This window comes from Acinetobacter sp. UBA3025, from assembly GCF_002367915.1.
Classification (GTDB): Bacteria; Pseudomonadota; Gammaproteobacteria; order Pseudomonadales; family Moraxellaceae; genus Acinetobacter.
Genome location: NZ_DFDO01000295.1, coordinates 1 through 6,019, shown reverse-complemented (window position 1 = coordinate 6,019; position 6,019 = coordinate 1). Strand labels below are relative to the sequence as shown.

The window sequence follows — 6,019 nt, the reverse complement described above, 5'->3', positions numbered from 1 at the left end:
TGCCCATGCAATTTTTGAAATTGAAAAACAGAGTCTGGCCAAAGCAGACCAGTTATTTCTGGTGCTGAAAAACAATAAATGGGAAAAGAAAAATCAGACCTTTATGTTCTATGAAGATGCACCCTTAAAGCAATTCAATAAGCTCTATCAGGAAATAGTGCAGCTCAACCAGCAAATGACTCAAGTCGATCAGCAGGCACTTAAAGAGGCAGAGAACAAACTCTAAGTATAAGGATCTTATGATTTCTTATCTCTAAATGACATGATGTTTTTCTGTCAGAATTAGTCTTGTTGCATTGCTTACATCAAAGATGTGCCAGTTCTCATTGGTAATAGAACCCGCTATGCTTGAGAAAAATGAATATCCAGAAGCATGCTTGCAGACGGAAAGCGAGAAGAGGGAGCACAATCTTTTATGCAACAATTGAAATGTTATAAAGAATTTCCGGTCTGGACGCAGCAAGCTATCCCACAAGGGTTCAAGCAGCCACACAATACCAAAGCAGGCACTTGGGCAAAGCTGACCGTTCTTAAAGGTGAGCTGCATTTTGCCATGCTGGATCCGTCAGGTCATGTACAGTCTGAACATGTATTTACGCCAGAGCAGCAACCGCCGTTCATTGAGCCACAGGTCTGGCATAAGATCGTTGCGGCTAGTGAAGATGCAGAATGTCAGCTGCGTTTTTACTGCAAACCTGAGGATTACTTCACTAAGAAATATCAGCTAAGCCCGACCCATTCGGAAATTCTGGCAGCTATGCCGTATTTAAAGGGTGGTCGTGTGCTGGATGTCGGTTGTGGTTCAGGCCGCAATTCGTTGCATTTGAGTCAGAACAGTTTTGAAGTCGACGCCTGGGATGTGAATGAAAATAGTCTACAGACCTTAAGACAGATCATTCAGAATGAAGAAATCGGGAATATTCAGGTTCAGCAACGGGATTTAAATCTTGACCCCAGTATTCAGGGTCAATATGACTTCATTTGCTGTACGGTAGTGATGATGTTCCTGCAGGCCGATACCATTCCACCACTTATTGCACAGATGCAGCAGGCGACAGTGCCGGGCGGTTATAACCTGATTGTCTGTGCGATGGATACCGATGATATTCCGGTACAGCCAGACTTTCCGTTTAGTTTTAAGCCGGGACAGCTTAGTGCCTATTATGAAGGCTGGAATCTGGTGAAATATAATGAAAATGTCGGTGAATTACACCGAGTAGATGAGCAGGGCAACCGGATCAAGCAGCATTTTGCGACTATGCTAGCCCGAAAGGTCTAATAAGAGATTTATAGGTCTTTATATTTTTGACTTTAAATCTGAAAGAGCCAAAAAACAAAAAAAAGATGTCACTCGGACATCTTTTTTTATGGATTTAAAATATCTTAAGCAGATTTTTTAAACCAAGAGAACCACCCTTTTTTCTCGGCTTTTACAGCTGCTTCGGCAGGCGCTGCTTTTACTTCTTCAGCTTTTGCTACAGTTGCTTCTTTTACTTCAGCAGTTTTTACAGCTGCATCAGTTTTCACGGCTTCTACTTTAGAATCCGCTACTTTTTTCATATCTGCAGGTGCAGCTTTTGCAGCTTCTACTTTTTGAGCCGCTTCAGTTTTTGCTGCTTCTTTAGTTTGAGCAGCTTGTTGTTGAGTTGCTTCTACTTTAGCGACAGCCGCTTGTTTCTCAGCAGTAGCTTTGGCAGCAGAGTCTTGTGCTTTAACAGTCGCAGTCGCTACTTTTGCTTGTGCAGGCGCAGTTGCTTGTTGAGCAGTTTGAGCGGCAACAGTTTTTGCTTGTTCTTTCATTGCAGCAACAGGAGAAACTGTTGCAGAAGCCATAGCAGAAGCTGAAGTTGCAACGATTGCAGTTGCTAGAAGTGTTTTAAGCATTTTCATGCATAACCCCATAAATAAAGGAGAGAAATGTGGGGTTATGATACGCCTGTCAAATATAAGTGGCTGATGGATAAGTTTTTATTGGTTGAATATTCAACTAAATTTACAAAGGGATAACATTCTTTTAAATAAAAAACCCTGTTATTAAACAGGGTTTTTTATTTATTTCTATTTTAAAGACCCAAAGGTTTTAGCATATTTGGTGTCGTTACGCTAACTGGGCCGGTCTGATAAAGTTTTCCATCGAATTTTTGATGCTTAGACCATAAAATTTGTTTCTTATCCAAATCAACATAAGAAAGTACATAGTATTGGCCTTCCGTAGGTACTGGATCATCTGCTACAACTACACCCATTGTTAAAACTGCGAAAGCAGCTGTGCCGGCAATATTACCAATCCGTTTTCCCAAAGAAGGCTGTTGTCCTAAGACCTGGATGACCAGAACCTTAGATGTGCCTAACACAGGCTTGAGATGGTCAGTTAGGCGATCTGTAATATCAATATCTACAGGTTGATAGTTATTGCTTAACGCATAACGCCCATGGCTGGCTTTAAAACTCTTTTGAAGCAGCAGTTGGATACTTGCACCATCCAGATCAGTAATTGCAGGTTGGTTGGCTGCCAAAACAGGATAAGTGCCTAAATATTCAGGTTGCGACTCTAAAGTATTACGTTTTTTATAAGTCTGAATGGTACGCTTTTCAAAGAAACCGCAATGTGTTGGCTGGAAGGTTTTGGTCACTTGAACCGCATTCTGGTTTAACTGTTTTACCAATGATTGAGATATTGCTTCGGCAGTACGATTAGATTGATCCAGTAAAATATGACTGTCACCAAGTTCTTTACGTAGTAGGCAGGCATCTGTCAAGATAGCCACAGGTTGGGTTTTAAATTCTTTTTGAATTCTTGCAAAGTAATCAGATTGTGGTGCTTTTGGTGTGCTGGCACATCCTACCAAGCTTAGACTCAGAACTGTAAATGCTAAATATTTTTTCATAATTATTTTAAATTTATATTTAATATTCAACTTTATCATAAATAAGGCTATGTGTATTTTACAAAACTTTGAATGAATAGTTCGCAATAAAGAAACCCCGCAATAAGCGGGGTTTTCTGTCTCGAATTATTTAAGAATTAAACACGTTCGATAATGGTCGCGATACCTTGACCAAGACCGATACACATCGTCGCAAGACCGATTTGCGTATCTTGTTGCTCCATTACGTTTAGCAATGTCGTCGTGATACGCGCGCCAGAACAACCAAGCGGGTGACCCAACGCAATCGCGCCACCGTTATGGTTCACGATGTCTTGCTTGTCATAAATGCCTAAGCCTTTAAGAACAGACAGACCTTGTGCAGCAAAAGCTTCGTTTAACTCAACAGTTTGCATATCTTCAATGGTCAGACCAGCACGTTTCAACGCTTTTTGAGTTGCTGGAACAGGGCCATAACCCATGATCGCAGCGTCACAACCTGCAACCGCCATAGAGCGAATCACAGCACGTGGTTTCAAACCAAGCGCTTGAGCACGTTCAGCAGACATTAACAGCATTGCAGATGCACCGTCAGACAATGCTGAAGATGTTGCAGCAGTCACTGTCCCGCCTTTAGGGTCAAATACTGGACGTAAAGCACGGAAAGTTTCGATGTTGGCATCCGGACGGATCACTTCATCGATATCGCACAGAACTTTATAACCGTCAGCATTATGACCTTCAATGCCTACGATCTCGTTCTGGAACAGACCATTTTCAGTCGCAGCCCAGGCACGGCGGTGAGATTCCACACCAAACGCATCCTGTTCTTCACGAGTAATGCCGTTCATGCGACCTAGCATTTCAGCAGTCAGGCCCATCATATTTGATGCTTTTGCGTAGTGCTTAGATGCAGCAGGGTTCAGGTCGATGCCGTGCATCATACCTACGTGGCCCATATGCTCTACACCACCGATGATGAAGATATCACCCTGGTTAGTCGCAATCTGTGCAGCCGCAGTGTGGATTGCCTGCATAGAAGAACCACACAGACGGTTAACCGTTTGACCTGCAACAGTCTTAGGAAGGTCAGCTAACAATGCGATGTTACGCGCAATGTTCATCCCTTGTTCCAGAGTCTGGTTCACACAGCCCCAGATCACATCTTCGACTTCATTCGGATCGAATTCATTACGAACCATCAACGCACGGATAAGTTCAGCTGACATGCTGTCGGCACGTACATTGCGGAACATACCGTTTTTCGATTTGCCCATGGCAGTACGTACGCCATCAACAATCACAACGTCACGTGGATTTAAAGTAGCCATTCACGTCACTCCTTAACCGTAGAATTTTTTGTTGTTAGCAGCCATGTCGCGCAATGATTGCGGCGCTTCATAAGCCTTACCTAAGTGCGCGTATTTGTCGCAAAGTGCAACATACTCAGCTACACCAGTTTGGTCGATATAACGGCATGGACCACCACGGAATGGAGGGAAGCCTACACCCATGATCATCGCCATATCTGCTTCAGCCGGAGTTGCAACAATGTTGTCTTCCAGGCAACGAACAGTTTCGTTACAGAAAGCCAGCATCATACGGTCAATGATCTCTTGAGGATCAAATTCACGTTTTTCAGCAGTTGCAACAGATGCCACAAGTTCGTATGCGGTTGGATCAACCACTTTGGCTTTTTTGCCTTTACGGTCAAGTTCGTATTTGTAGAAACCAACGTCATTCTTTTGACCCAGACGGTTGTTTTCGTACATCACTTGGATTGAACCTTTGAAATCAGGTTTCATACGATCCGGGAAGCCTTCAGCCATGACTTCTGCACCGTGAACGCCAGTATCGATACCGACCACGTCCATCAGGTAAGCAGGGCCCATAGGCCAGCCGAATTTTTCCATCACTTTGTCGATTTGCTGGAAGTCAGCACCATCTTTCAGTAACAGGTCAAATGCACCGAAGTAAGGGAACAGTACGCGGTTTACCAGGAAGCCCGGGCAGTCATTCACTACGATTGGTGTTTTACCCATTTTCTGAGCAAGAACAACAGTCGTTGCAATCGCTTCAGCAGAAGTCTTCTCACCACGAATCACTTCCACCAATGGCATCATGTGTACCGGGTTAAAGAAGTGCATACCCACGAAGTTCTCTGGACGTTCCAGATTTTCAGCCAGACGCGTGATTGAAATCGTAGACGTGTTCGACGCAATAATTGTGTTTTCACGTACTTTAGATTCAGTTTCTTTCAGTACGATGCCTTTCACTTTCGGGTTTTCGGTTACTGCTTCGATCACGATGTCAACTTCTTTAAACTCGTCATAGCTTAAAGTAGGACGGATGCGAGCAAGGGTTTCACCCATTTGCGCCGGCTTCATCTTCTTGCGTTCAACCTGCTTGGTCAGCAGTTTGTTTGCTTCAGACATACCCAGTGCAAGTTGCTGGTTACCGATGTCTTTCATGATGATTGGAGTGCCTTTGCTTGCCGCCTGGTAAGCAATACCACCACCCATGATCCCTGCGCCTAGAACGGCAGCTTGGTTCACAGGATGTGCACCTTGTTCATATTTCTTAGAAGTTTTCTTCACCACCTGGTCGTTCAGGAACAGACCGATTAACGCACCCGCTTGTGGAGTTACCGCAGCTTTCGCAAAGCCTTGAGCTTCAACTTTTAACGCTTCATCACGGTGTAAGCTTGCACCTGCCTGAAGGGAATCAAGCAATAGTTTTGGCGCCGGGTATTGAGCAGGGTTTGCTTTTGCAAGAACCGCACCTTTCGCCGTATTGAACGCCATCATTTGCTCAAGCATGTTCAGCTTGATTGGATCCAGTTTTTCCTGGCGTTTTGCCTGCCAGTCTAAACGGCCATGGATCGCCTGTTTCACCAGGTCAATCGCAGCATCTTTCAGTTTGTCTGCAGCCACAACCGCATCAACAGCACCATCTTTCAGTGCAGCAGCCGGTTTTTTCGGAGTAGCCATGGCCATCCATTCAACTGCATTGTCGATACCGATCAGACGGCTTAAACGAACCGTACCACCGAAACCAGGGAAGATACCAAGTTTGATTTCAGGCAGGCCGACTTGCGCCTGTTCTGACATCACACGGTAGTCACAGACTAAGCACATCTCGAAACCGCCACC

The 6,019-nt window shown here is 44.4% G+C and carries 5 protein-coding genes and 1 pseudogene; 2 read left to right on the top strand and 4 right to left on the bottom strand.

Annotated elements, in window-relative coordinates; all coding sequences use genetic code 11:
• Both B4J23_RS12405 and tehB read left to right on the top strand, forming a co-directional pair.
• Positions 1-226: pseudogene (locus B4J23_RS12405) on the top strand (hypothetical protein); the annotation flags it as partial.
• 189 nt (positions 227-415) lie between these two features.
• Positions 416-1,279 (top strand): SAM-dependent methyltransferase TehB, encoded by an 864-nt coding sequence (gene tehB, locus B4J23_RS12400; protein WP_180104680.1) that lies wholly within the window; start codon positions 416-418, stop codon positions 1,277-1,279.
• A gap of 104 nt (positions 1,280-1,383) precedes the next feature.
• Here the strand turns inward: tehB and B4J23_RS12395 are convergent, their stop codons facing one another.
• The 4 genes from B4J23_RS12395 to fadB all read right to left on the bottom strand — a co-directional run.
• Positions 1,384-1,890 carry a hypothetical protein gene (locus B4J23_RS12395; RefSeq protein ID WP_159123721.1) on the bottom strand — a complete coding sequence of 169 codons (507 nt, stop codon included), beginning with the start codon at positions 1,888-1,890 and terminating at the stop codon, positions 1,384-1,386.
• 173 nt (positions 1,891-2,063) lie between these two features.
• Positions 2,064-2,888 (bottom strand): hypothetical protein, encoded by an 825-nt coding sequence (locus B4J23_RS12390; protein ID WP_166136827.1) that lies wholly within the window; start codon positions 2,886-2,888, stop codon positions 2,064-2,066.
• Between the two features lie 137 nt (positions 2,889-3,025).
• On the bottom strand, positions 3,026-4,198 hold the full coding sequence (gene fadA, locus B4J23_RS12385) for an acetyl-CoA C-acyltransferase FadA (protein ID WP_180013866.1): 1,173 nt from the start codon (positions 4,196-4,198) through the stop codon (positions 3,026-3,028).
• 12 nt (positions 4,199-4,210) lie between these two features.
• On the bottom strand, positions 4,211-6,019 hold a 1,809-nt coding region (gene fadB / locus B4J23_RS12380), incomplete at its 5' end, for a fatty acid oxidation complex subunit alpha FadB (RefSeq protein WP_291360994.1).